The organism is Methylotenera sp. (assembly GCF_030684185.1).
Taxonomy (GTDB): domain Bacteria; phylum Pseudomonadota; class Gammaproteobacteria; order Burkholderiales; family Methylophilaceae; genus Methylotenera.
The window spans coordinates 214,096-239,379 of record NZ_JAUXOY010000014.1 but is presented as its reverse complement, the minus strand read 5'-3'; the positions used below and the strand labels follow the sequence as shown (position 1 = coordinate 239,379).

The window sequence follows — 25,284 nt, the reverse complement described above, 5'->3', positions numbered from 1 at the left end:
TTATCTCAACTTCAAACTAGCCAAGCCAATCAATACGAGCATCATGCTGATAATCCAGAACCGCACGACTACCTGCGTTTCTTTCCAGCCTTTTTCTTCGTAATGATGATGCAGTGGCGCCATTAAAAAGATGCGCTTACCGGTACCTGTTTTGCGTTTGGTATATTTGAAATACATGACTTGCGCAGCTACCGAAAAAGTTTCTACCACAAACACGCCGCCCATGATGAACAGGATGATTTCCTGGCGCACAATGACCGCTACAATACCCAGTGCAGCGCCTAGCGCTAATGCACCTACGTCACCCATAAACACCTCTGCTGGATAGGCGTTAAACCATAGAAATCCTAAACCCGCACCCGCCATTGCAGCGCAAAACACCATAAGTTCACCTGCACCAGCTACATAAGGTACGCCTAGATATTTTGAAAAATACAAATGCCCTGCCACATAAGCAAAAATGCCCAAAGCACTGGCCACCATCACCGTGGGCAATATCGCCAAACCATCCAAGCCATCAGTTAAGTTCACGGCATTGCTACTGCCCACTACCACTAAATACGTCAGCACGATAAAACCTACAGCACTTAAAGGCAGCACTAGTGACTTAAAGAACGGTACGATTAGTGTGGTTTCCACTGGTGTAGCTGCTGTTTTGTATAAAAATACTGCTACTGCTAAACCAATTAAACTTTGCCAAAAAAACTTGGCTTTTGCTGAGAGGCCTTTAGGGTTTCTATGCACTACTTTGCGGTAATCATCTACCCAGCCTATTGCGCCAAAACCCAAGGTTGTGAACAGCACCACCCATACAAAACGATTGCTTAAATCTGCCCAAAGTAATGTAGAGATACCGATAGATACTAATATCAGTGCACCGCCCATGGTGGGTGTACCCGTTTTAATCAAATGTGTTTGCGGACCATCGTCGCGCACCGCTTGCCCGACTTTGTACTTGGTAAGCTTACGTATCATGCTAGGGCCAGCGATGAATGAAATAGCCAATGCTGTAAGCGTAGCCAATACCGCACGCAATGTGATGTAGTTAAATACATGAAATCCACGAATATCGTGAGCCAGCCATTGCGCTAGTTCTAATAACATTATTTATTCTCCATAAGTTTTTTTTGCATGACTGCTGTTTCGTTCAATTTTTCTTCTAACAGATCGACCACACGCTCCATTTTCATAAAGCGTGAGCCTTTTACTAACACGGTTGCATCTTGGCTTAGTAATGGTTTAATCACTTTTGCGACATCTTCTGGCGAGGCGTAATGATTTGCACCTGCACCAAATCCACGCGCCATTTCCACGCTAAGCGCACCTAAACAATGCAAGCTTCTAAGCCCTGCATTCTTGGCATAAGTACCAATTTCTGCATGCATGCGTTTAGCGTCTGCGCCCAGCTCACCCATATCGCCCAATATGAGAATTTTTTCACCCGCCTGATGTGCAAGCACGTCTATCGCCGCTTTCATTGAATCAGGATTGGCGTTATAAGTATCATCTATCAACACTGCGCCATTCAAACCCGGCTTGCGCTGTAAGCGGCCTTTTACGCCGCTAAAACTGCTTAACCCACGGGCGATATCCGCGTTAGAAATTCCCAACGCAACCGCCACTGCGCTTGCTGCCAGGGCATTACTGATGTTATGTGCGCCCAGGACATCCAACTTAAAGCTGATTCTGCCTTGGGGTGTGGTTAAATGCACCTGACTTAATGCATCCATTTCCTCATAAGTCGCGCTGACATCTGCTGGTTTATTTAAGCCACTGGCATTTAAACTACCTGCATTTAATCCAATAACATTCAGGCCGAATGTCACGATTTTTTTACCAGAGTTGAGTGATTTCCAATAGCTCGCATACTCATCATCGGCATTAATAACTGCCACGCCGTCATCACTTAAGCCTGCAAAAATTTCGCCTTTGGCTTTTGCAATGTTTTCGCGCGAACCCATTTCACCAATATGGGCTGTGCCTGCGTTGTTAACTACCGCCACATTTGGCTTGGCAATGCGTGTTAAATATTCAATTTCGCCTAAATGACTCATACCCATTTCAAGCACTGAAAACTGATGGATTGCCCGCAACTTAAGCAAGGTCAACGGTAAGCCAATGTGATTATTCAGATTGCCTACAGTGGCATGTATCACTTCATGGCTGCCAGTTTTTTCCGCCAGAATCGCTGCTATCATTTCTTTAACGGTTGTTTTGCCATTACTGCCAGTAACCGCAACGAAAGGAATCGCAAACCTTGATCGCCAATAGGCAGCAAGCGCCCCTAAAGCTTGATAAGTATCTTCAACTAAAATAGCAGGCTCTACGCCTAAAGTTGGACTTGAAACCAGCACCGCCGCTGCACCTTGTTCGATGGCTTTAGCGGCAAAATCATGTCCATCAAAATTTTCGCCTTTAAGCGCGACGAATAACTGGCCTTTAGTAACATTGCGGCTATCTGTACCTACGTTGGTAAACATGGCATCTTGGCCATAAAGTTTCGCTTGTATTGCGTTAGCGGCTTCTGAAAGCAGCATCATGCCGAAGCCCTCACATTGCCTGTCACTTGATACTTTTTCAAGGCAGTCTGCGCAATAAGTGCATCATCAAACGGATATTTCACACCTGAGATTTCCTGGTAGTTTTCATGGCCTTTGCCAGCCAGCAAAACGATGTCACCCGGCTTGGCCGACTCAACCGCTTTGTTGATTGCAACGTCCCGATCCATTTCAAGCACATAGCCAGAATGCATATTGCTAACAATTTCACGAATAATGGCGGCAGGGTCTTCATTACGCGGATTATCAGTGGTCACAATGACTGCATCTGCGAATTTAGAAGCTACAACACCCATCAGCGGACGCTTACCCGCATCTCGATTGCCACCGCAACCGAACACACAAATCAACTTACCTTGTGCTTGCTCTTTTAACGTGCTTAAGACTTTTTCCAACGCATCTGGGGTATGAGCATAATCAATCACCACCAACGGTAAGTCGCCACCGCCAAATTGCTGCATACGACCTTGCACTGGTTTGATTTTGGTAATGGCAGCTACTGCATCTTCCAGACGAATATCCATGCTCAATAAAGTTGCTAGTACAGCAAGCACATTGTAAGCATTAAAACGGCCTAGCACTGGCGCAGTTAATAAAGCTACGCCTTGTGGCGTTGATACCTGCATGCTCAAACCTGCGTCATGCAATTTCAAATCCCTCCCGTACACATCGGCAGCTTCAAATCCGTAAGTCATGCATGGCTTAGCCTGCGATTTGACTGCGCTTACTACTGCCTGCCCAAATGCATCATCGGCATTCACAATCGCCATACTCAAGCCTTGCCAGGTGAATAGTTTTTGCTTGGCAGCAGCGTAGGCTTCCATGGTTTCGTGATAATCCAAATGATCACGACTCAGGTTTGTAAGCACGGCTATATCAAACTCCACACCATTTAGACGACCTTGATCCAAACCATGAGACGACACCTCCATCACAACAGCATTCGCTTGCTGTTGGACGTAATCTGCCAGCATGCCCTGCAATAGAATCGCATCGGGCGTGGTATTTACTGCTTCCGTTTGAGCATCTAAAAACCCATTCCCAATTGTTCCTAACACGGCAGTTTTTCTACCAAGCAACGTCAAGCATTGCGCAATCCACTGGCTCACAGAAGTCTTACCATTAGTACCAGTCACACCTATCATGGTCATTTTTTTTGATGGGTTTTGATAAAACTCGGCAGCAATAATGCCAGCTTGATGCTTTAAGTCTTTTACTGAAATATTGCTCACTTGCCAGTCAGCTTGCCACGCAAAGTCCGCATCTTCCCATATCACAGCTTTAGCACCGGCTTTTATGGCTTGCGGAATGAAATGCCGGCCATCACTACTGGCACCTGGGTAAGCTAAAAATAACGACCCCGCCTGCACGCTTCGGCTATCTGAAGTGATAGAAGTGAATGACTGATCTAAAGTACCAAGTGTTAAAGAAGTGAGTATGGTCATATACCCTCCTTAACATCTTCGTCATTACTTTCTAGCACAACATTATTGTTAGGTGCGTCTTGTGGCACAGCATACAAACGTAAAGTATCGGACATAATGGTGCTAAATACTGGCGCAGCTACCGTGCCGCCGAAATATGCACCGCCGCTCGGTTCATCTATAATCACCGCAATGATGAAGCGGGGGTCAGAAGCCGGCGCCATACCTACAAATGAAGCGACATACTTATCCGCCACATAACCACGCTCACCCAGCTTGTGCGCAGTGCCTGTTTTACCACCTACGCGATAACCCAAAACCTGCGCTCTAACCGCCGTGCCACCTGGCTGTACCACCAATTCCAGCATATCTTTTACATGGTTTGCAGTTGCGGCAGAGAATACTTGCTGCCCTATAGGCATTTCAGTCAATTTAAGTAGCGATATTGGACGCAATTCACCTTCATTAGCAAACACGGTATATAACCGAGCCAACTGTAATAACGTCAGGCTAATACCATGTCCAAAAGACATCGTTGCCTGTTCAATTGGGCGCCATGTTTTATAAGGACGCAGCCTGCCAGAAGCCTCTCCTGGAAAACCAATACCCTCTACATGACCCAGACCAAGTTCATTGTAAATGCTCCACATATACTGCTTATCCAGCGTCAAAGTAATTTTGGAAGTTCCTACATTCGATGACTTTTGCAGCACTTCCGCTACAGTTAGGATTCCGTGCGGATGAGAATCCCGCACAGTCGCAGGGCCAATACTGAAACTGCCAGGTGCGGTTTGAATTTTTGTTTCCGGAGTGTATTTACCTGATTCCAAGGCTGCGGCCACTGTAACTGACTTTAACGTAGAGCCTGGTTCAAAAGTATCAACAATCGCACGGTTTCGTGTTTTACCTTTAATATTCACAGGATTATTAGGGTTATAAGTTGGCACGTTGGCAATGGCGAGCACTTCTCCGGACTTGGCGTCCAGCACAACGACCGCACCTGCTGCCGCTTTATTGGCTTCAACCGCCTTAACTAACTCCCGATGTGCTAAATACTGAATTCTTAAATCAATAGACAACGTAACATCTCGTCCATCCTGCGGCACTTTGACGGCCTGCAAATCTTCAATGATGCGGCCTGACCTGTCTTTAATCACACGACGGCTGCCATCAACACCTGAAAGCGAGCTATTTTTTTGCAGCTCAAAACCCTCCAGTCCTCTATCACCAGCGCCTTTATCGCCTGGACCAGTAAAGCCCACCATATGCGCAGTCACGTCACCAGCTGGGTAATAGCGTTTATATTCACGCTGCAAATCGATACCAGGAATACCAAGCTTCATTACTTTTGCGGCTAACTCAGGCGAAATGCGTCGTTTCAAATACACAAATTCACGCTCACTATTGGCAAGCTTCTTCTTGACATCATCCACTTTTAGATTCAATAGCCCAGCAATTTGCTTAGTTTGAGCCGCATCAATTTTCACGTCTGGCGGGCTTGCCCATACAGACTCTACTGGTGTACTGGTAGCCAGCAACTCTCCATTTCTATCGGTAATTTTTCCGCGCTGCGACGTTAACACCAGATTGCGGCTATAGCGTGCGTCACCCTTATCTTGCAAAAACTTCTTATGGATACCTTGCAAATAAATGCCACGTCCAAGCAAAGCAGCGAACCCTAGCAGCACAGACACCAACAAAACTCGACGACGCCATGCAGGTAGCTTAACCACTACAGGCGTATTAACAGGTGAACGTGTAAAGGTACGAAATGCCATTATTGCGCAACTCCGTTTTGCTGGTTTACTTGCCCATCAATTTTTTGACTTGGCTGTACATTTATTGGCGCCATTTGCATTGGCTCAAACTGAGCAGTAGGAACCTGACTAAGCGAAATCACTTGCACACGCTTTGCATCCGGCACTTGCATCTGCATTTGTGTTGCAGCAATCTTTTCTATGCGCGAATGCATTGCCCAAGTACTTTGTTCAAGTTGCAATTGGCCATATTCTTGCTCAATCCGTTTTGCAGCTTGATTGGTTTGCTCCAGCTCAATATAGAGATTGCGTGCTTTATGTTGCGAGTTCACAAGCCCTAAAGCCGAAAACATCAGCGCAAAAAATAAAATGAGATTTAACCGCATCATGCTATGTTGGTTCTTTCAGCCACACGCAACACCGCACTGCGTGAGCGCGGATTAAGCTTAATTTCTTTAGCACTTGGTTTGATTGCCTTGCCAATATTAACCAACTTAGGTTGCGGCAAATCGGCCGCACGTACTGGAAAGTTGGCAGGCAAATCATCGCGATTCGCTTGATCACGAATAAACTGCTTCACAATGCGGTCTTCCAGAGAATGAAAACTAATCACCGCCAGCCGGCCTTTTGGCGCCAACAATGCCAAACATTGCGGCATGGTTAGCGATAACTCCTCAAGCTCTTGATTGACGTAAATCCGTAAAGCTTGAAATGTACGCGTTGCGGGATTCTGCCCTGGCTCAAACCGCGTGACTGCCCCTGCCACGACCTTGGCAAGTTGCCCTGTAGTGGTGATGGCGCGCCCGTCATTGCGCTCCGTAATAACCGCCCTTGCAATCTGCTTAGCAAACCGTTCTTCACCATAATTCTTTATAACCTCCCCTAAATACTGCTCTGTTACAGTGGCGAGAAAATCTGCCGCTGTTTGTCCACTACTTTGATCCATGCGCATATCCAGCGGCGCATCGTATCTAAAACTAAAGCCACGGCTTGCTTCATCAATTTGTGGCGATGAAATGCCCAAATCCAGCAAAATACCGTCCACCTTCAAAACACCCATTTCAGCCAATTTGGCCTGCATACCCGCAAAATGGCTATGCACCATGCTAAAACGTGGGTCTGTCATTTCTTTGCTTGATTCAACCGCCTTCAAATCGCGATCAAATGCAATCAATCTGCCATTTGCACCAAGTTGCTCTAATATTTTTCTTGAATGTCCGCCACGACCAAATGTACCGTCCACATAAACACCATCCGCCTTAATGGTAAGCGCCTGCACTGCCTCATCAAGCAGTACCGTGATATGAGAGTTTGGATTTGTACTTAATTCGGACACTGCTATTTGCTGCTTTTCTAAAATTAAAGCGTCTTGTGCAGACGCTTTTTTGGGAGACGCTTTTTTTAAAGATACTTCTTTCAAAGACGTTTCTTTTAAAGGCAAGGATGCTTTAGTGGGCGCGCTGTTCACGCCCTTAATCACAGCGAAAAGCCCTCGAGTTCTGATGGCATCGTAAAGTTGTCGTCCTGCATCACTTGTGCCAGCTGCGCGCGCCAAGCTTCCATGTTCCACAATTCAAAATGGCTACCCTGGCCAACCAACATCACTTCTTTATCCAAACCCGCAAAATCACGCAACACGGTTGACACCAACATACGGCCGGCGCTATCCATCGCCACGTCTTCCGCAAAACCGACCAACAAACGCTGTAAAGCACTTGATTGTTTATCAAATGAAGATAACGCCATCATCTTGGCTTGAATCGGCTCCCAAGCAGGTTGCGGATACAACAACAAGCAACGATGCGGATGCGCAGTCAACACCAAATCTCCAGCGCATTGAAGCTGCAAAGCCTCTCTGTGCTTAGTTGGCACTGCTAACCTACCTTTAGCATCCAAACTTAATGATGTTGCGCCGCGAAACATGTTTTAATAATCAGCCTAAATTTTTACCAAAAAAATATGATGAAAAAAGTGAGGAAGTTCTAACCGCCCTTAGTTTCGATTAGAAACGATTTAAGTGAAAATCTCCACAAAAACCCACTTTTCCCCACTAAGATGAACTATAGATAAAAAAATAGGGCAACGCAAGCCCTTTTTGACTATTTCCCTTTATATCTCAATGACTTAGCGCATTTTAACGCTAAAAATAATATCGTTATAAATTAAGTACATACAAAATTAAGTGAATGTAGATTATTAGAATAACGATGAAACTGATTGAATTGTAATTGACAGATTTTTAGAGGTGAGAGCAATGGGTGCTTTTAAATTATTTATGACACGAAGATAAGCCGAATTTGATACAAAGACCGCAAGGTCTTCCCCTGCTCACCAAGCAACCAAGACTGTAAAGGTCTCCCCGCAGAATATATTCGCTGTCCTTCGACAAGCTCAGGAACCAAAGCGTATTATTCCGAGTGAAAGTGGCAAGTAAGCCAGCTTATGGCTTACCCGTGTGAATATATGCTACAAGTTACATATATTCACATGCCAAAGAGTAAAAGTGAAGCTGGCCGATAAGCCGGGTTCTGTAGGCCTTATTACTAAAGCTGACAGTCATTCATCTAGGCGAACAATTACTTGTACGCTCAAGCAACCTACCCGCTGGCAGCGCGAGTCACGCCTTATTTACTTGCGTAAAAATGCCAGCCTATTTGGTCTTGCTGCAGATGGAGGTTACCGCGTTTCACCGTAACTTAATACGCTCGTCTCTGTGGCCCTATTCCGCGCCTTATACTGTTGCCAGCTTTCAGCGTACGGCCGTTAGCCGTCATCTCACTCTACGCAGCCCGGACTTTCCTCCCTCACAAAAAACGTGACGGCGACTGTCTAGCCAGCTTCGGTTACATTTTATCACGTAGCCAAATCAGGCAACAAATTATCAATCTGAATTACCATCCAATAATGCAATATGTTAATTCATACCACAACACCAATCACTTACGAATTCTCAAGTAACATCGCCTTCTAGCGCACATGTCGGCTTTATTGCCTAGTGCAACAAAGCCATTAACCCTAATGGGCTATTGCTGGATTAAAGGTTCTCGATGAGAATACATGTGTAGCAATGCTGTGCTGATTTTTTGGTTATTCAAAAAAATATTACGTAGGCACGCAAACATCTTAAGGGAATTAATATGAAAAATACAATCAAACTGTTGACAGTTGCAATGTCCTTAGCGTTCAGCCTTAATATTAGCAGTGCAAATGCAGCGATTTTTAATGCTGGCAACCTCACTGTTGGCGACTCTATTACAAATCTTTTCGACGTACCTTCGCTTAATAATGATGGTCCAGATTACTTTGACACAATATACTTCAACATATTAAGTACATTCAATGTAAGAATATTTGCTGAGAATGTGCCTGAAGGTTTCAGTTTCAGCCGCGTGGATTTACTTGGCCCTGACAGCTTTAATTGGCTAGCAGAAGATAGTGTGATGCCTATTGATTTTACTAACACCTTGAGTGCAGGTAATTATCAGGTGAATTTCAAATATGGCATTAATACTAACCAAGTAGGCACATACCTGGGCGGTGTTAGCGTTGCTGCAGTTCCAGAGCCGGAAACTTACGCAATGCTGCTTGCTGGCCTCGGTTTAATTGGTTTTGCAGCACGCCGCCGTAAAACACAAGTTTAGCTTTTAGGTCCTTTGCAATAAGTCATTCACCGTTAATCTCGGTCTCGGTGCTAAGAAAAAAAGCAAACCCCACCAAAGCGTGGGGTTTACTTTTTTCAAAGTTTAAACCGAGATTTAGTCGAAAATCAAGGTTTAACGACAGAACAAATTTTCCGCAGTTTTAACAGCCTTTGCTTTTTCTGCCTATTATTCTGCGTAGTTTCTGATGGATTAATTACGTAAAAGCCAATCAATTTGGTTTCTATTTTTGCACAGCTAAACTAAACACCGCATTTTTAACGCGGTATTTTCGCCAAGCACTCGCAAAATCACTACGTTAACTTCCAATAAAGCTGTTGCCCCGCCCTCAATGGCACCAATACATCCCCATCAAATGGCAAACTTTCAGGCACTGTCCAGCTTTCTTTCACCAATGTAACCTGCTCTTTATTCCTCGGCAAACCATAAAAATCCGCCCCATAAAAGCTAGCAAAACCTTCCAACTTATCTAATGCGTTCACCGCTTCAAAGACTTCCGCATAAAGCTCTATTGCCGTATGCGCCGTATACATACCAGCACATCCACAAGCAGCTTCTTTAGCGTGCCTAGCATGCGGTGCACTATCTGTACCTAAGAAGAATTTTGGATTGCCTGATATTGCGGACTTAACCAACGCTACGCGATGCTCTTCACGCTTCAAAATAGGCAAACAATAATGATGCGGCTGTATACCGCCTTTGAACATGTCATTACGATTCATCAGTAAATGGTGCGCTGTTATAGTAGCAGCTACATTACCAGGCGACCCCATTACAAAGTCAGCTGCATCTTTAGTAGTGATATGTTCAAACACAACTTTTAAAGCAGGATATTTTTTCAACAGCGGAATCATATGTCGCTCAATAAACACGCGCTCACGATCAAACACATCAACATCACTGTCAGTGACTTCCGCATGCGCCAACAATGGCACACCTAATTTCTCCATCGCCTCTAGCGCTTTTGAACATAAATCCAAGCTAGTAACACCTGAATCAGAATTGGTCGTTGCACCCGCTGGGTAAAGCTTTACGCCGTGAATAATACCACTCGCTTTAGCACGGGCAATTTCAGCAGCCGAAGTGTTGTCAGTCAGGTACAAAGTCATTAGAGGCTCAAAGTCCAGTTCACTCGGCAGCGCATTTAAAATGCGCTGGCGGTAAGCAATAGCTAATTCCGTAGTCGTAACAGGCGGACGCAAATTAGGCATAACAATCGCTCGGGCAAACTGCCTTGCAGTATCTGGCAGCACCGCTTTAAGAGCAGTGCCGTCACGCAGGTGTAAATGCCAGTCATCTGGGCGGGTAATGGTGAGTGTTTTTGTCATTTATTTATCCTAACTTTTGACCACCCTTCGACAAGCTCAGGGAACTTATGCGTCTTCGTTCCCTGAGCTTGTCGAAGCGTAGCTAATTTTTAATCTTTAAAGCCAAATCGTAAAGCGAATTTTTCTTTTCATGGGTGATTTCAGTCGCCAATTTCACTGCCTGCTTAAGTGGCAATTCTGCAAGCAGTAACTTCAGCACTCTAACTGTTTCTTCGGGAATCTCCTCGGCATCTTTAACAGCAGCAGTTTCAACCAATAACACAAACTCGCCACGCTGTTGATTTGCATCGGCTTGCAGCCAAGAACTCGCCAGACTTGTCTGGCAAGTGTGAATTGTTTCAAAAGTCTTGGTAAGTTCACGTGCAATAGTAATTTTACGGTCTTCACCCAGCACTTTCGCTATGTCATCTACACTTTCAACAATGCGGTGTGGCGCCTCATAAAACACTAACGTTACTGCTTGAGTTTTAAGTGCCTCCAGCACCTTACGCCGCGCCGCGCCGCTAGCGGGTAAAAAGCCATGAAACAAAAAACCATTTTGCGCAATACCCGAAGCCGACAATGCCGCAATCACAGCACTCGCCCCAGGAATCGGCACAACTTTTACGCCAGCCTTACGCACCAAATCTACCACTATTGCACCCGGATCACTAATGCCCGGCGTGCCGGCATCAGTCACCAAAGCAATATCTTCACCCGCCTTTAGCAGATTTAAAAGTTTTTCAGCGGATTGATGTTCGTTATGCTCATGCACGGCAATCAATTTTTTACTAATGCCAAAGTGCGACAATAAGCCTGAAGTATGACGTGTATCCTCGGCAGCAATGGCGTCTACAGCTTTAAGTATTTCTATGCCGCGCAGGGTAATATCGCCCAAATTGCCGATTGGTGTTGCCACCACGTATAATGTACCAAAATTATTCATATTAGAAGTTTACAGCTTTAGGTAAAATCTCGCCTATGAAATTAAGTAAAAACAACGCAGGACTTGAAGCAGAAAAAATAGCTGCAACTTTCTTGCTGGATCGTGGCCTTAAATTAGTGACCCAAAACTATCACTGCAAATTTGGAGAGATTGATTTGATAATGAAAGAGGCCAAAATCCTTGTATTTATTGAGGTACGACTAAGATCAAACAATCAATTTGGTAATGCCGCCGCGAGCATTACACCCCAAAAACAACAGAAACTTATTTTAACCGCGCAACATTATTTACAACAGCATGGTGATTATCAATGTCGCTTTGACGCCATTTTAATGGATAAAGCAGATGTTAGGCACATAGAATGGGTGCGTAATGCATTTGACGCATAAAAGGCGTATCATTCGCAAAAAATATCTTGTTTCTCAATTGCTCTCAATTTTAAGGAGTCCCGCATGAACCCTAAAAACAAACAAACAGCCCTCAAACTCATTTTATCAGCCGCTCTAATTTCCCAAATCACAGCCTGCGTGCCCGTGGTGGTAGGTGGTGCAGCCGCTGGCGGCGCAATTGCTGCAGATAGACGCACCTCAGGCATTTTTGTTGAAGATCAAAATATCGAGCTAAAAGCGATTAAAAAAATGGAAACAAATCTTGGTGAAGACGCTCATGTGAACGTAACCAGCTACAACCGCAACGTGCTACTTACAGGTGAAGTACCAATTGCTGAGTCAAAAACCAAAGCTGAGTCTTTAATTAGAGAAATTGCGAACATTCGCGCAATCACCAATGAAATCACGGTTGGTCCCAAATCAACTTTGGGTTCACGAAGCAATGACAGTTACATCACCACTAAAATCAAGACAAAGTTTGTGACTGAAAATAAATTTCCCGCTAACTATGTAAAAGTAGTCACAGAAAATGGCGTGGTGTATTTATTAGGAATAGTCTCCAGTGCAGAAGCTGACGCTGCAGCGGAAATTGCCCGCAATACGGAAGGTGTAACTAAAGTAGTTAAAGTGTTTGAATACATGCCTTAAAAATACAAGCGCGTCTTAAAGGCGCGCTTTTAGCATCAAACCATAGCGTTTGAAATGTTATAATGTGAAGTGATAATTTTGCTGCTAGCAGCGCAATAAACGGTAAAAAAACGAAATGACTATTGAAGAAACTACAATGCAAATACATGGCGAAATCATCATCGAAGGTAACACGAGGGCGGGCAAGCCTTTCCGCCCTAGCGACTGGGTGGATCGTATGTGCAGTACTTACGCGACCTTTGGTGAAGATCGCAAACTTAAGTACTCACCTTACTTAAAGCCTAAAGTAGTCAATGGCGTGCGCTGCTTGGCTGTAGATTTAAAACTGAAAACAGTAAACCCTGAAGGCTATGCACAATTGATGCACTTTGCAGACGAAAACCAGCTCAACGTACTGGATGCTGCCGGCAATAGTATTGCGGTACCCCACTAGATTCTAAACTAAATAAATAGCCACCACATTCCTGCTCATAAGCCCCAGTAGTTAATTTTTACTGCTGGCTATCACTTTCTCGATATATTGCTTAGTAATTAATCCGCGTTTGATTTTTACAAGCTCTCCTTGGGGATTGTAAATAAAGGTGGTTGGCATCACTTCTGCCGCCCCTATTTGCCTAGTGACATCATCATCTCCCAGTACTATCGGGTAGGACATCAGCATATCATCCACGTAATCTGTAACCTCTTTTTGATTTTTATAATCAAAAACCACTCCAATCACCATCAGGTCTTTTTTTCTGTGGCTATCATACAAGTTGACTAAATCAGGCACTTCTTCAAGGCATGGCGGGCACCAAGTTGCCCAATAATTAACCAACACCCACTTACCCTTATAATCTGACAATTTGTGCTGTATACCTGCAATATCTTTCAGTAAAAAGTTATTGCCAGCGGCGGTTTCGGCTGACGCATGCAAGCTTGAGACTGTAAGAAACATACCTACAACCAGACTAAATAAAATTTGTCGCATTAATCATTCTCAATAAAAACCAAATAATAAAGTTTAATCAAACCAAGCAGTTATCGCATCAAAATACATATTAAGCTTGCCATCCACACACATTGACTAGATCAGCTCAGATAAAATTGCATTTTATATTTGCGCTGCCCAATATAAACTAGTGTAAACATGAACATTATCATACAATCATGTAACTACTTTACGGCTGATAAAAAGTAAAAAAATGGCGTTAAATCTCTACATTCCTGCTCTTAAAGATAATCCCATTATCATCTCTGAAACACGACCACTGAAAATCAGTCAATCACTAACGGCTCTTCATGGTAAAAATCCCTTAGATATTGCATCTTTTTTAAATAGTGAATTAGAAATACTGAATCGCCAGAAAATCTCTCCAAGCAACAGAGTGCAGGCGCTGGATACATACCGCCCAATATTGATAAGCACCGTACAAGCACTTTCTGAAGACTATAGTATTGCTGCATTGCCCTTACATGACAAAGCTAAACTGGCTGCTGCCGCAGTTGAATCACTGTGGCTGGAACTGGGCTATGGCTACAAACTTGTATTGGTTGATTTGCAAAACCTATTGATTAAACTTGGCACTGACAAAAGCTCTGCGAATGCCCTACTTCGCGCCATGCATGCGGTGGCAGAACACGCGCTGGTATGCTATCAGACCTACGTTTCACCTCCAGAACATATTTGGAGTGACTTGCATCAGCTATATTTTTGTGCGATTAAACTTGGCATTCAAAACGTTAAAGTTGATGAAGATAAAACTATTGTAGGCTCAACCTCAACGCATACAAATACCATAGAAAACACTTACAAACATGCGCTATTGATGTCACTAGCAGACCCCCAGCATTTAACTCAAAAAAATATGCGGCTTGCAGCTGAATATCTAGCATTCCATGTTGATAACGCTAAAATATCTATTGTTGCGCCCTTGGAGATGACAACAAGCTGTTTTATTGTCAACTTATCTTCAAACAAACCACCAGTTTCTTATAGCAAACAAAATACCGCGCCTAATCCAGACAGCGACATGCTATTACAGACACTGGATTTAGTTATCGCAATTCATCAGGATTTAAGCTCATTACAAAACAATCAATTACCCCAAGATGGTGGCATTCCAGCAAATGCAAACCGCGATGAATATATTGACTTGCTGACCTATCTTATCAAGCACTGGGGAGTGACACAAAACCGCATATTTAACCGCACTAAATCCAATGGTGAAATTGAAATAGTGACAGGAATTCCTGCAATTCATTTCTTTTCTAGCACCTGCACAGAAAACGCTAACATTACCAAGAATAAAATTGAGGCAGAACAGGCTGGTGGCACACATACACCACAAGCATCGCTGTGGCACATCACCAACATCAGCGCCATTGGCATGTCGGTTCGTCGCCACCCTACTGCTGAAAAAAACATCCGAATCGGCAGCCTGTTAGGCCTTAAAACAAAAAGTGAGCAGAACTGGTCGCTGGGCTTAGTCCGCTGGGCTAGCTGTGGCAGTAGAGACAGATTAGATATCGGTGTGCAGCTTATTGCACCGCGCGCGCAAAGCGCGATGGCGTGTATTAATCAAAATGGACGTGAGGAAATGGTGTTATTATTGCCGGAAATTGTAGCTGCAAAGCAGCTTGCGACCATTATTGCGCGAGTTGGCACCTATGAACCTGCGCGGCAATTGACGATCACTTACAATAACAATACCCATGTTGTGATGCTAACCAAAATAATAGAGCGGTCACATCATTTTGAGCGCATACAATATAGCGTTATCAGTTAGTATTATTACTTTGAATTAAACTATGTGACTTATTGATTAAGTTTAAAAAATTAAGCATATCTTTCACATTTGCCACTTCACTAAAACGTTTTTTTTCGTTACGATACGAATTAATTTAAGCATACATCAATTAGAGGTTTTATCATGAGCGAGCATATTACACACCTTAACGACGCAAGTTTTGAACAAGATGTTCTTCAATCCCAGCTCCCGGTATTAGTGGACTACTGGGCCGAGTGGTGTGGTCCCTGCAAAATGATTGCCCCCATTTTAGATGAAATCTCCAAAGAATACGCTGGACGCCTAAAAGTGGGTAAACTCAACATTGACGACAACCAACTGACACCTCCAAAATATGGTATTCGCGGCATTCCAACACTCATGCTATTCAAGAATGGCAATGTAGAAGCCACCAAAGTGGGTGCTCTATCAAAATCTCAATTAACGGCATTTATTGACAGCAACATATAAACACATTACGCTGTGCACATAACGATGAATGCTTGGTTTTAAATCGTTAAAAATCAAGCATTCGTTCTAACATACCCTTAAATTTAATCCTGTAGTATTCAACTATTCCCCACACAACTCTCGTTTTAGTGAGCATCTATGCACTTATCAGACCTTAAACACCTGCCCGTTACTGAATTAGTAGAAATGGCAATTACCGATGAAATCGACAACGCTAGCCGTATGCGCAAGCAAGATTTGATTTTCGCCATTTTGAAAAACAAAGCAAAAAAAGGCGAGAGTATTTACGGAGATGGCACGCTAGAAGTATTACAAGATGGGTTTGGATTTTTACGCTCACCTGATACATCTTATTTAGCAGGACCAGATGATATTTATGTGTCCCCATCACAAATTCGCCGTTTTAACCTACATACGGGCGACAGCATTCAAGGCGAGATTCGCATCCCTAAGGATGGCGAGCGCTATTTTGCTTTAGTAAAAGTTGATATGGTAAATGGTGAAGCGCCAGAAAACACCAAACATAAAATTCTGTTTGAAAACTTAACCCCACTATTTCCTACAATTCCTCTCACTCTAGAGCGTGATATTAAAGGCGTAGAAAATATTACTAGCCGCGTGATTGATATGATTGCGCCTATTGGTCGCGGTCAGCGTGGCCTGCTTGTTGCCAGCCCAAAAAGCGGCAAAACGGTCATGATGCAAAACATAGCGCATGCCATCACAGCTAACCATCCTGACGTAATCCTGATTGTTCTGTTAATTGACGAACGCCCTGAAGAAGTGACGGAAATGACGCGCTCTGTGAAAGGTGAAGTAGTCGCATCAACTTTTGATGAGCCGGCAACTCGTCATGTACAGGTAGCTGAAATGGTGCTTGAAAAAGCTAAGCGATTGGTAGAACATAAAAAAGACGTTGTAATTTTGTTAGACTCAATTACTCGCTTGGCCCGTGCATACAACACTGTGATTCCATCATCAGGCAAAGTGTTAACTGGCGGTGTAGATGCAAACGCATTACAGCGTCCAAAAAGGTTCTTTGGCGCAGCGCGTAATATTGAAGAAGGTGGCTCACTTACCATTATCGCTACTGCACTTGTAGATACAGGCTCTCGTATGGACGATGTCATCTATGAGGAGTTTAAAGGTACGGGAAATATGGAAATTCATCTTGATCGCAAAATGGCTGAAAAGCGCCAGTACCCAGCCATCAATGTGAACAAATCTGGAACAAGACGTGAAGAGCTGCTGATTGAGAAAGATGTACTACAGAAAATCTGGGTATTGCGTAAATTACTTTACCCTATGGATGATCTAGAAGCAATGGAGTTCTTGCTAGATAAAATCAAAGCCACCAAAAATAATGCCGACTTCTTTGACAGTATGCGTAGAGGTTAGGCTACAAAGGCTCAATTAAATTATTGTCTTAACCTTGCATAGCTATGCGAATGTAAATATAATGCTGGGTTATTGCAAAAATATGCATGAATCAAATTTGCATATTAAACTGTACTTACTAAATGCCGTATCTTTCGGCAATCAATACTGAGGCTATATATTATGAAAGATGGAATTCACCCAGAATACCGCGACGTTGTTTTTCAAGACATCGGTGCAGATTTTAGTTTTATCACACGCTCTACTATTAACGCTAGAGACACCATCAAATGGACAGACGGTAAAGAATATCCATTAGTAAAAATTGAAGTATCTTCAAAATCTCACCCGTTTTATACCGGCAAACAAATGATTTTAGATACCGCTGGTCGTGTTGATAAATTCCGTAAAAAATACGGCATGTAATTTTTATTTGCTGGATTTATTGCAAATTAAAAAGGCAGCTTTAGCTGCCTTTTTAATTTGTCAGCACCTGCACTTTCTTTGGGCAAGCCGCCAATAGAAATTTATGCTGCGCACTACAATCAGTTAGAATTACTGTAAATTAGATTTAACCACTAGGACAAACTCAGTCATTTAAAAATATGCGCTTTCAACTTGATCACGATTGGCAAGGCAACATGTCAACACCTCGTGCGCGCGTAGGTGACGGCGTTAAAACACAACTTTTGCTATTGTTATGCGCCATTTGGATTTTATTAGGTTTAGTTGGTCATGCGCCATGGAAACCATTAGAGTCGACGGGCATCAGCATTGTCAAAAGTATCTTAGATGGCGGTAGCTTAATCGCCCCAATGGCTAGTGGCGCGACATCCATTGAAACCCCTCCGTTGTATTACTTAAGTGCGGCCGCTAGCGCCAAACTTCTCTCCCCCATTCTAAGCATCCATGATGGGGCCAGGTTATTTAATGCGGTATGGCTAACAATATTACTGCTGATGGTAGGTATGTCTGGGCGAGAGCTTTGGACGCACGGAGTTGGTCGTCACGCTACATTTATTATGATAGGTACGATAGGCTTAGTAACAAGTGCGCACAGCCTGAGCGCAGAAGTTGCCAATCTTGCAAACTTAGCCATGGGATTTTATGCATTAGCACTGTCAAAGCGGCGTCCATGGCGTGCAAGCGGTCTATTAGGCACTGCGTTAGGTTTTGGATTTTTATCTTATGGCTTTATGCCGCTACTCATATTGTTATGCTTAGTCATTATGTTACCAATCCTATTTACAGCATGGCGCACCCTCAGTTTTGCTAAATTCGCATTCTCCTCTATTTCTATTGCTATCCCATTGATAGTGACTTGGCTTTCATTATTACATCAATACTACCCCGCAATATTTTTAAGTTGGTGGCAATTAAATCTTAATAGCTTTAATCAGCTTAATCATCTGTATTTTTTACGGATTTTAATTTGGTATGCATGGCCAGCACTTCCTTTTGCGCTTCTAGGCTTATGGCGATATCGCCATCAACTACTTAACAAACCAAAGTTTCAGTTAATAATATTGTTTTTTATTACCACCTTAACTTTCTTGGGTTTTGGCGCAACCTCCAAAGACATCAACGCTCTCCCTCTGCTATTACCCCTTGTAGCCCTTGGTGCAGGTAGTGTAGAGCATATGAAGCGCGGCTCAGCTTCTGCACTCAACTGGTTTGGTATCACACTATTTGGTTTAATAGGGAGCTTAATTTGGCTGGGCTGGCTCGCCATGTTGACAGGTTACCCGGTAAAAATTAAAGAACGTATGCAGTTTTTATCTGGCATGAATAATCTACATTTCAATTGGGTTACTCTGATTATTGCGCTTGCAATTACCATTATTTGGCTGTTTGTTTGCATTCGTGCTAAACAAACGAATAAGTCTTCCGTCACCAACTGGGCTGTAGGCATGACTTTCGGTTGGGGTTTGTTAATGACGCTTTGGCTGCCCTTATTAGATTCAGCAAAAAGCTATCAACCAGTGTTTGATAGCTTAAGCAAAGCTTTACCTAAGGAATACCGATGCATAAACAGCCTGAATGTGGCCCAGTCACAACGCCTGCTACTTAACTATCACACAAATATTGAATTACGCCCATTTGAAACCACGCAAAAACTCGATTGCGATTTATATCTGCTTCAAGATGTAAGAGGAACTGGGAAAATGCAACCAGGGCAGGACTGGAATTTGATCTGGACTGGCAAGCGCGTCGCTGATAGAAGGGAAGGTTTTAGGTTGTATCAACTCACCTATCAAACAACCTACTAGTCGAGCAGTTACGAAAATTAACTGTTAACCTCAGTCAATATGCTCTTTAATAGCATCACGCACTATATCTTCTAACCCTGCACCATTTTTTTCATTCACGTGCGTTAAAATTTGTTGTCGCATACTTTTGGCCCAAAAGCGCTTTAAATGCTCAGCAATATCTTTTTTTGCCTGCTCTTTATCAGGAAAAGATTTAAAAAAATCACCAATTTGATTAGCCATAGTGATGAGATTATCCATTTGCATATGAGGTTTGCTCGTTTAATTTAGATTAATTTGAATATTTATTGTGCTTTAAAGTGTTTGTATTAAGTTACTAGGTTTTCTGGGTGAGAATAGACCACATAATTATCTTCACGCGCGAACCCAACCAATGTTAAACCACACTGGTCAGCGACCCTTACTGCTAAACCAGTTGGCGCCGAAATAGCTACCAACATGTTGACACCTGCACTAGCTGTTTTTTGCACCATTTCATAACTTGCCCGGCTACTTGTGATAATAAACCCGTTATTATTGTTATTACTTTTTGCAATTGCCCCAATCAGCTTATCAAGTGCATTGTGCCGACCAACGTCTTCTCGCAACAAGCTTACTGTGCCATCGGCTAAGACCCATGCACTTGCATGTGTTGCCCCTGTTTGTTGCTGCAGGTTTTGCAGCAACGGCATATCATGTAAAGCACGCTGAATAGCATCTCTCTGAAAGACAATCTTATCCTTCAACTCCTTCGGATAGCGTATAGCTTGTTCCAAGCTTTCCGAACCACATAATCCACACCCAGTTCTACCCGCAAGTGTACGACGCCGATCTTTTAGCTGCGCAAAACATTCACTGGCAATGTCGCAATGCAGCTCTATACCATTTGCTTGCGGGCGAATCTCAATGCCGTACAACTCACTTTTATCTTTCACAATGCCTTCTGATAGTGAAAAGCCTAAAGCAAAGTCTTCTAAGTCTTGCGGAGTGGTCAGCATTACCGCATGCGAAATACCATTGTAAATTAACGCAACTGGCACTTCCTCTGCAAGTTGATCTATTACGCTATGCTGCTCACCATTTCGCCGTTTAATAACGTCAAAAGTACTGAGCGCAGCATTTGAAACCAACATTCCTAAGAATGGCACTTTACTCAGCAACTTTTCCATTTCTAGCCACGTTATTTACCTATCACTCAATCTTTGCTGCTTCTTGGTCTCTACCTGCAAAAGCTAATTGCGCCTCGCTAAAGGTTTTATAATGTTGCTGCCAATCAGAAAGTTGATTTACACGAGTCACCTGCACTGCAGTCACCTTAAATTCCGGGCAGTTAGTCGCCCAGTCTGAATTTTCAGTGGTAATCACATTTGCGCCAGATTCTGGATGGTGAAATGTTGTGTAAATAACCCCCGGCTGCACACGCTCTGTGATTTTTACGCGCAATACCGTTTCACCTGCACGGCTAGTAATGCCCACCCAATCACCCTCTTTAATACCGCGCTCTTCTGCATCATGTGGATGAATCTCTACAATATCCTCACTATGCCAAGCTACGTTTTTGGTGCGACGCGTTTGTGCACCTACATTGTATTGCGAAAGAATACGGCCCGTCGTCAGAATCAATGGGAATTTAGCGTTAACTTTTTCCGTGGTTGGCACGTATTGCGTGATAAAGAACTTGCCTTTGCCACGCACAAATTCGTCTATGTGCATGGTGGGCGTGCCTAAAGGCGCTTCATCGTTACATGGCCACTGTATGCTGCCCAACTCGTCTAATTTTTTAAAGCTCACACCTTTAAAGGTGGGCGTGAGTGCGGCAATTTCATCCATGATTTCGCTGGCATGGTGGTAATTCATTTCATAGCCAAGCGCTTTTGAAAGTTTGGCGGTAATTTCCCAATCTTCATAACCAGCTTCTTGTTTGCCATTGACTAAGGCACCATTTTTCGGGTTCATCACGCGGCGTACGGGTGAAATGCGGCGTTCCGCGTTGGTAAAAGTGCCGCTCTTTTCTAAGAAAGAAGCGCCTGGAAAAAACACATGCGCGTACATGGCGGTTTCATTCAAAAACAAGTCCTGCACAATCACGCATTCCATTTGCTCGAGCGCGTGGGTCACGTGTTTTGTGTTAGGGTCAGATTGCGCAATGTCTTCACCCACACAGTACAAGGCTTTAAAGCTGCCCTCGCTGGCTTGGTCTAGCATATTGGGAATGCGTAAGCCTGGCTCGTTGCTTAGCGGCCGACCCCAAGCGGATTCAAATAATGCGCGGGTGGCTTCATCTGAAACGTGGCGGTAGCCAGGATATTCATGCGGCATAGAACCCATGTCACATGAGCCTTGCACGTTATTTTGACCGCGTAGTGGGTTCACGCCCACGCCTTCGCGACCCACATTACCCGTTGCCATGGCGAGATTGGCAATGCCCATGACCATGGTTGAGCCCTGAGAATGCTCTGTTACACCTAAGCCGTAGTAAATTGCACCATTACCGCCTGTAGCAAACATTCTCGCTGAAGCGCGCACAATTGCAGGATCTACACCCAATTCGTCAGCCAAAGCTTCAGGTGAGTTTTCTGGTTTCGCGACAAAATCACGCCATGCGACAAATGAATCCCACTCGCAACGTGCTTTAACGAAATCTTCCTTCACCAAACCTTCGGTCACCACCACATGCGCCAAAGCTGAAATTAAGGCCACATTCGTACCTGGGCGTAGATTCAAGTGATAATCGGCATGGACGTGAGGAGAATTTTTCACCAAATCAATTTCGCGCGGATCAGCTATAATCAGCTTTGCGCCTTCGCGCAAACGGCGCTTCATTTGTGAAGCAAACACAGGATGACCGTCAGTCGGGTTCGCGCCGATAATCAGAATCACATCAGACTTCATCACAGAATCAAACGTTTGCGTACCTGCAGATTCGCCCAGCGTTTGTTTTAAACCGTAGCCAGTAGGCGAATGGCAAACGCGCGCGCAAGTATCCACATTATTCGTGCCAAACACTGCGCGCACTAATTTTTGTGTCACATACACCTCTTCATTGGTGCAGCGGCTTGAGGTAATGCCGCCCATCGCATGTTTGCCATATTTAGCCTCAATACGTTTAATTTCGCTCGCGGCGTAATTAACGGCCTCATCCCAGCCCACTACTTGCCACGGGTCTGTGATACTTTTGCGTATCATGGGCGTGGTAATGCGGTCTTTATGGGTGGCGTAACCCCATGCAAATCTTCCTTTAACACAAGAGTGCCCATGGTTGGCGCCGCCATTCTTATTTGGCACCATGCGAACCACTTCCTCACCCTTCATTTCAGCATCAAACGAGCAGCCAACGCCACAATAGGCACAAGTCGTAGTCACACTATGCTCTGGTACACCGTGTTCAATCACGGTCTTTTCTATTAGGGTTGCGGTTGGGCAAGCTTGTACACAGGCACCACAAGACACACATTCAGAATCTAAAAAGTTGTTAATGCCAGATGCAACTTTTGATTCAAAGCCACGCCCAGAGATAGTGAGTGCATACGTACCTTGCGTTTCTTCACAAGCCCGCACACAACGTGAACAGACAATGCATTTACTTGGGTCAAAAGTGAAATACGGGTTTGACTCGTCTTTTTCAGCCTTAAGGTGATTCTCACCTTCATAGCCATAACGCACCTCACGTAAGCCTACAGCGCCCGCCATATCTTGCAACTCGCAATCGCCATTAGTAGCACAGGTCAGGCAATCTAATGGGTGGTCTGAAATGTACAGTTCCATGGTACCGCGACGAATATCTGCAAGTTTTGGTGTTTGCGTATGTACCTTTAAGCCTTCAGCCACAGGTGTAGTGCATGAAGCAGGATAACCTCGACGACCTTCAATTTCCACCACACATAGGCGGCATGAACCAAACGCTTCCAAACTATCGGTAGCGCATAACTTAGGCACATTAATACCAGCCATGATAGATGCACGCATGATAGACGTGCCTTCCGGCACGGTAATTTCTCTATCGTCAATCATCAGCGTGACTTGCACGTCTGATTGACTTGCAGGCGTACCATAATCCAATTGATCATCATAATTTGTACGGCTATGCTCATGCTGATGATGAGTATTACTATATTTAATGTCGTCCATGGTTACTCTCCTACACACAGTTTAAGTAAAACTTACGCTGTGGCTTTGGTTTTCTTATCTTCAGAATCTCTAGAATTAAAATCTTCAGGGAAATGGTTCATCGCACTCAGCACAGGGTATGGCGTCATGCCGCCCAATGCGCATAATGAACCATTCAACATGGTGTCGCTTAAATCACGCACCAACTTAATATTTTTAGCAGTATCTGTACCCGCGATAATTTTATCAATCACTTCTGCCCCACGCGTTGAACCAATACGACAGGGCGTACATTTCCCACATGACTCAATGGCACAAAATTCAAAAGCATACCGTGCCATTTTCGCCATATCGACGGTATCGTCAAACGCCACAATGCCGCCATGACCTAGTACCGCCCAAATATTAGTAAAGGCTTCGTAATCTAAAGGTGTATCAAATTGGCTTTCGGGTAGAAAAGACCCTAGCGGCCCACCTACCTGCACTGCACGAATCGGCCTTCCAGTCGCTGAACCGCCGCCATACTCATAAAGTAACTCACGTAAAGTAATACCAAATGCAAGTTCAACCAAACCGCCATGCTTAAGATTACCCGCCAACTGAATAGGCAAGGTACCGCGTGAGCGGCCCATACCATAGTCGGCATAATATTGCGCCCCTTTATCTAAAATGATGGGCACTGTAGCTAATGAAATAACGTTGTTCACTACTGTTGGCTTGCCAAACAAACCCTCGATTGCTGGTAATGGTGGCTTAAAGCGCACCATCCCTCGCTTACCTTCCAAGCTTTCTAGTAATGAAGTTTCCTCACCGCACACATAGGCACCAGCCGCACGGCGAACTTCTAGGTTAAACTTGTGAACTGTGCCGCATATTTTTTCACCTAAATAACTAGCATTTTCAGCTTTAGCAATCGCTTCATTCAATGTTTTAAGCGCATGTGGGTATTCACTTCGCAAATAGATATAACCTTTGGTTGCACCCACTGCGATACCAGCAATTGTCATGCCCTCTATCAGCACAAATGGGTCATTCTCCATAATCATGCGGTCCGAAAAAGTACCGGAATCACCTTCATCTGCATTACACACGATGTATTTTTGGTCAGATTCACAACCAAGTACCGTCTTCCACTTAATACCAGTAGGGAATGCTGCACCGCCACGTCCGCGCAAACCAGAATCTGTCACGGTTTTTACAATATCTGCGCCAGATAAGGCAAGCGCATTTTTAAGGCCTTTATAACCGTCGTATGCAATATATTCATCTAGAGAAACTGGGTCAGTAACACCGACGCGCGCAAATGTTAAGCGTTGCTGTTTTTTCAGCCAGTCAATTTCTTCTGTCAATCCCAAACTTAAAGCATGAGACTTGCCGTTAAGAAAATCAGCTTCAAAAAGAGAGGCTACATCTTTCACTTTTACAGGGCCATAAGCAACGCGGCCTTGATTGGTCGCCACTTCTACCATAGCCTCTAGCCAATATAGGCCCCGAGAACCATTCCGGATAATCTCAACATCTAAACCACGTTGTTTTGCTTCTTGCGCAATTGCAACCGCTACTTTTTCTGCACCCATTGAAAGCGCGCTTGAATCTCGGGGAACATAAACTCTAGTTTTCATAT

At 44.0% G+C, this 25,284-nt stretch carries 23 protein-coding genes and 1 other RNA gene; 9 read left to right on the top strand and 15 right to left on the bottom strand.

The window, feature by feature from the left end; translation table 11 throughout:
- The 8 genes from mraY to rnpB all read right to left on the bottom strand — a co-directional run bounded on the left by mraY (window position 1) and on the right by rnpB (window position 8,580).
- Window positions 1-1,104 (bottom strand): phospho-N-acetylmuramoyl-pentapeptide-transferase, encoded by a 1,104-nt coding sequence (mraY, locus tag Q8J82_RS03775; RefSeq protein WP_304890029.1) that lies wholly within the window; start codon window positions 1,102-1,104, stop codon window positions 1-3.
- On the bottom strand, window positions 1,104-2,540 hold the full coding sequence (gene murF / locus Q8J82_RS03770; protein WP_304909498.1) for a UDP-N-acetylmuramoyl-tripeptide--D-alanyl-D-alanine ligase: 1,437 nt from the start codon (window positions 2,538-2,540) through the stop codon (window positions 1,104-1,106). The genes mraY and murF overlap by 1 nt, the downstream gene beginning before the upstream one ends.
- Window positions 2,537-4,003, bottom strand: a complete 1,467-nt coding sequence (locus Q8J82_RS03765; protein ID WP_305327788.1) for a UDP-N-acetylmuramoyl-L-alanyl-D-glutamate--2,6-diaminopimelate ligase — start codon at window positions 4,001-4,003, stop codon at window positions 2,537-2,539. The genes murF and Q8J82_RS03765 overlap by 4 nt, the downstream gene beginning before the upstream one ends.
- Complete coding sequence (locus Q8J82_RS03760) at window positions 4,000-5,760, bottom strand: penicillin-binding protein 2 (RefSeq protein WP_305252087.1); 1,761 nt, start codon at window positions 5,758-5,760, stop codon at window positions 4,000-4,002. The genes Q8J82_RS03765 and Q8J82_RS03760 overlap by 4 nt, the downstream gene beginning before the upstream one ends.
- Window positions 5,760-6,128, bottom strand: a complete 369-nt coding sequence (ftsL, locus tag Q8J82_RS03755; RefSeq protein ID WP_304891615.1) for a cell division protein FtsL — start codon at window positions 6,126-6,128, stop codon at window positions 5,760-5,762. Before ftsL ends, Q8J82_RS03760 begins: the two co-directional genes overlap by 1 nt.
- Complete coding sequence (gene rsmH / locus Q8J82_RS03750) at window positions 6,125-7,075, bottom strand: 16S rRNA (cytosine(1402)-N(4))-methyltransferase RsmH (protein WP_305327957.1); 951 nt, start codon at window positions 7,073-7,075, stop codon at window positions 6,125-6,127. The genes ftsL and rsmH overlap by 4 nt, the downstream gene beginning before the upstream one ends.
- A 140-nt stretch (window positions 7,076-7,215) precedes the next feature.
- Window positions 7,216-7,662, bottom strand: a complete 447-nt coding sequence (mraZ, locus tag Q8J82_RS03745; protein WP_304909502.1) for a division/cell wall cluster transcriptional repressor MraZ — start codon at window positions 7,660-7,662, stop codon at window positions 7,216-7,218.
- Window positions 7,663-8,240: 578 nt separating this feature from the next.
- Window positions 8,241-8,580, bottom strand: an RNA gene (gene rnpB, locus Q8J82_RS03740) — RNase P RNA component class A.
- 296 nt (window positions 8,581-8,876) lie between these two features.
- Here rnpB and Q8J82_RS03735 point away from each other — a divergent pair.
- On the top strand, window positions 8,877-9,380 hold the full coding sequence (locus tag Q8J82_RS03735) for an FxDxF family PEP-CTERM protein (RefSeq protein WP_305327787.1): 504 nt from the start codon (window positions 8,877-8,879) through the stop codon (window positions 9,378-9,380).
- Between the two features lie 311 nt (window positions 9,381-9,691).
- On the opposite strand, the gene pyrC is transcribed toward Q8J82_RS03735, so the two are convergent.
- Both pyrC and rsmI read right to left on the bottom strand, forming a co-directional pair.
- The gene (pyrC, locus tag Q8J82_RS03730) at window positions 9,692-10,726 is read right to left on the bottom strand and encodes a dihydroorotase (protein WP_305327231.1); all 1,035 of its coding nucleotides are present in this window, start codon (window positions 10,724-10,726) and stop codon (window positions 9,692-9,694) included.
- Between the two features lie 82 nt (window positions 10,727-10,808).
- Window positions 10,809-11,651, bottom strand: coding sequence for a 16S rRNA (cytidine(1402)-2'-O)-methyltransferase (gene rsmI / locus Q8J82_RS03725; protein WP_305327232.1), 843 nt, complete (start codon window positions 11,649-11,651; stop codon window positions 10,809-10,811).
- A 35-nt stretch (window positions 11,652-11,686) separates the two neighbouring features.
- Between rsmI and Q8J82_RS03720 the strand changes: the two genes are divergently transcribed.
- The 3 genes from Q8J82_RS03720 (at window position 11,687) to Q8J82_RS03710 (ending at window position 13,121) form a co-directional block, all read left to right on the top strand.
- The gene (locus Q8J82_RS03720) at window positions 11,687-12,040 is read left to right on the top strand and encodes a YraN family protein (RefSeq protein ID WP_305327233.1); all 354 of its coding nucleotides are present in this window, start codon (window positions 11,687-11,689) and stop codon (window positions 12,038-12,040) included.
- A 63-nt stretch (window positions 12,041-12,103) separates the two neighbouring features.
- Complete coding sequence (locus tag Q8J82_RS03715) at window positions 12,104-12,688, top strand: BON domain-containing protein (protein ID WP_305327234.1); 585 nt, start codon at window positions 12,104-12,106, stop codon at window positions 12,686-12,688.
- Window positions 12,689-12,824: 136 nt separating this feature from the next.
- Window positions 12,825-13,121: a DUF3579 domain-containing protein gene (locus Q8J82_RS03710; protein WP_370868140.1), complete on the top strand. Its 297-nt coding sequence runs from the start codon at window positions 12,825-12,827 to the stop codon at window positions 13,119-13,121.
- 51 nt (window positions 13,122-13,172) lie between these two features.
- Here the strand turns inward: Q8J82_RS03710 and Q8J82_RS03705 are convergent, their stop codons facing one another.
- The gene (locus Q8J82_RS03705) at window positions 13,173-13,625 is read right to left on the bottom strand and encodes a TlpA disulfide reductase family protein (RefSeq protein ID WP_304890700.1); all 453 of its coding nucleotides are present in this window, start codon (window positions 13,623-13,625) and stop codon (window positions 13,173-13,175) included.
- A 247-nt stretch (window positions 13,626-13,872) separates the two neighbouring features.
- Here Q8J82_RS03705 and Q8J82_RS03700 point away from each other — a divergent pair, with 247 nt between their 5' ends.
- The 5 genes from Q8J82_RS03700 (at window position 13,873) to Q8J82_RS03680 (ending at window position 19,574) form a co-directional block, all read left to right on the top strand.
- A complete protein-coding gene (locus Q8J82_RS03700; RefSeq protein WP_305327786.1) occupies window positions 13,873-15,456 on the top strand; it encodes a hypothetical protein in 1,584 nt (527 codons plus the stop codon).
- A 144-nt stretch (window positions 15,457-15,600) separates the two neighbouring features.
- Entirely contained in the window at window positions 15,601-15,927 is a 327-nt protein-coding gene (trxA, locus tag Q8J82_RS03695) for a thioredoxin TrxA (protein WP_013149111.1), read from the top strand.
- Between the two features lie 138 nt (window positions 15,928-16,065).
- Window positions 16,066-17,325, top strand: coding sequence for a transcription termination factor Rho (rho, locus tag Q8J82_RS03690; RefSeq protein ID WP_304909506.1), 1,260 nt, complete (start codon window positions 16,066-16,068; stop codon window positions 17,323-17,325).
- A 162-nt stretch (window positions 17,326-17,487) separates the two neighbouring features.
- Complete coding sequence (locus Q8J82_RS03685) at window positions 17,488-17,730, top strand: type B 50S ribosomal protein L31 (RefSeq protein WP_292839276.1); 243 nt, start codon at window positions 17,488-17,490, stop codon at window positions 17,728-17,730.
- 215 nt (window positions 17,731-17,945) lie between these two features.
- Window positions 17,946-19,574, top strand: a complete 1,629-nt coding sequence (locus Q8J82_RS03680; RefSeq protein WP_370868613.1) for an ArnT family glycosyltransferase — start codon at window positions 17,946-17,948, stop codon at window positions 19,572-19,574.
- 30 nt (window positions 19,575-19,604) lie between these two features.
- On the opposite strand, the gene Q8J82_RS03675 is transcribed toward Q8J82_RS03680, so the two are convergent.
- From Q8J82_RS03675 to Q8J82_RS03660, 4 genes are all read right to left on the bottom strand, one after another.
- The gene (locus tag Q8J82_RS03675) at window positions 19,605-19,796 is read right to left on the bottom strand and encodes a formate dehydrogenase subunit delta (protein WP_370868612.1); all 192 of its coding nucleotides are present in this window, start codon (window positions 19,794-19,796) and stop codon (window positions 19,605-19,607) included.
- Window positions 19,797-19,882: 86 nt separating this feature from the next.
- Window positions 19,883-20,722, bottom strand: a complete 840-nt coding sequence (gene fdhD, locus Q8J82_RS03670) for a formate dehydrogenase accessory sulfurtransferase FdhD (RefSeq protein ID WP_305327783.1) — start codon at window positions 20,720-20,722, stop codon at window positions 19,883-19,885.
- A 22-nt stretch (window positions 20,723-20,744) separates the two neighbouring features.
- Window positions 20,745-23,681 (bottom strand): formate dehydrogenase subunit alpha, encoded by a 2,937-nt coding sequence (gene fdhF, locus Q8J82_RS03665; protein ID WP_305327782.1) that lies wholly within the window; start codon window positions 23,679-23,681, stop codon window positions 20,745-20,747.
- Window positions 23,682-23,713: 32 nt separating this feature from the next.
- Window positions 23,714-25,282 carry an NADH-quinone oxidoreductase subunit NuoF gene (locus tag Q8J82_RS03660; protein ID WP_305327781.1) on the bottom strand — a complete coding sequence of 523 codons (1,569 nt, stop codon included), beginning with the start codon at window positions 25,280-25,282 and terminating at the stop codon, window positions 23,714-23,716.
- Window positions 25,283-25,284 lie beyond the last annotated feature (2 nt).

Excerpts from the sequence above, each read along its gene's own strand:
- rho (WP_304909506.1), top strand. The coding sequence starts at position 16,066 with ATGCACTTATCAGACCTTAAACACCTGCCCGTTACTGAATTAGTAGAA.
- Q8J82_RS03660 (WP_305327781.1), bottom strand. The coding sequence starts at position 25,282 with ATGAAAACTAGAGTTTATGTTCCCCGAGATTCAAGCGCGCTTTCAATG.
- mraY (WP_304890029.1), bottom strand. The coding sequence starts at position 1,104 with ATGTTATTAGAACTAGCGCAATGGCTGGCTCACGATATTCGTGGATTT.
- Q8J82_RS03710 (WP_370868140.1), top strand. The coding sequence starts at position 12,825 with ATGCAAATACATGGCGAAATCATCATCGAAGGTAACACGAGGGCGGGC.
- Q8J82_RS03715 (WP_305327234.1), top strand. The coding sequence starts at position 12,104 with ATGAACCCTAAAAACAAACAAACAGCCCTCAAACTCATTTTATCAGCC.
- murF (WP_304909498.1), bottom strand. The coding sequence starts at position 2,540 with ATGATGCTGCTTTCAGAAGCCGCTAACGCAATACAAGCGAAACTTTAT.
- ftsL (WP_304891615.1), bottom strand. The coding sequence starts at position 6,128 with ATGATGCGGTTAAATCTCATTTTATTTTTTGCGCTGATGTTTTCGGCT.
- Q8J82_RS03765 (WP_305327788.1), bottom strand. The coding sequence starts at position 4,003 with ATGACCATACTCACTTCTTTAACACTTGGTACTTTAGATCAGTCATTC.
- Q8J82_RS03735 (WP_305327787.1), top strand. The coding sequence starts at position 8,877 with ATGAAAAATACAATCAAACTGTTGACAGTTGCAATGTCCTTAGCGTTC.
- Q8J82_RS03700 (WP_305327786.1), top strand. The coding sequence starts at position 13,873 with ATGGCGTTAAATCTCTACATTCCTGCTCTTAAAGATAATCCCATTATC.
- Q8J82_RS03760 (WP_305252087.1), bottom strand. The coding sequence starts at position 5,760 with ATGGCATTTCGTACCTTTACACGTTCACCTGTTAATACGCCTGTAGTG.
- Q8J82_RS03680 (WP_370868613.1), top strand. The coding sequence starts at position 17,946 with ATGTCAACACCTCGTGCGCGCGTAGGTGACGGCGTTAAAACACAACTT.
- Q8J82_RS03720 (WP_305327233.1), top strand. The coding sequence starts at position 11,687 with ATGAAATTAAGTAAAAACAACGCAGGACTTGAAGCAGAAAAAATAGCT.
- mraZ (WP_304909502.1), bottom strand. The coding sequence starts at position 7,662 with ATGTTTCGCGGCGCAACATCATTAAGTTTGGATGCTAAAGGTAGGTTA.
- trxA (WP_013149111.1), top strand. The coding sequence starts at position 15,601 with ATGAGCGAGCATATTACACACCTTAACGACGCAAGTTTTGAACAAGAT.
- Q8J82_RS03675 (WP_370868612.1), bottom strand. The coding sequence starts at position 19,796 with ATGGCTAATCAAATTGGTGATTTTTTTAAATCTTTTCCTGATAAAGAG.
- pyrC (WP_305327231.1), bottom strand. The coding sequence starts at position 10,726 with ATGACAAAAACACTCACCATTACCCGCCCAGATGACTGGCATTTACAC.
- Q8J82_RS03705 (WP_304890700.1), bottom strand. The coding sequence starts at position 13,625 with ATGTTTCTTACAGTCTCAAGCTTGCATGCGTCAGCCGAAACCGCCGCT.
- fdhF (WP_305327782.1), bottom strand. The coding sequence starts at position 23,681 with ATGGACGACATTAAATATAGTAATACTCATCATCAGCATGAGCATAGC.
- Q8J82_RS03685 (WP_292839276.1), top strand. The coding sequence starts at position 17,488 with ATGAAAGATGGAATTCACCCAGAATACCGCGACGTTGTTTTTCAAGAC.
- rsmI (WP_305327232.1), bottom strand. The coding sequence starts at position 11,651 with ATGAATAATTTTGGTACATTATACGTGGTGGCAACACCAATCGGCAAT.
- fdhD (WP_305327783.1), bottom strand. The coding sequence starts at position 20,722 with ATGGAAAAGTTGCTGAGTAAAGTGCCATTCTTAGGAATGTTGGTTTCA.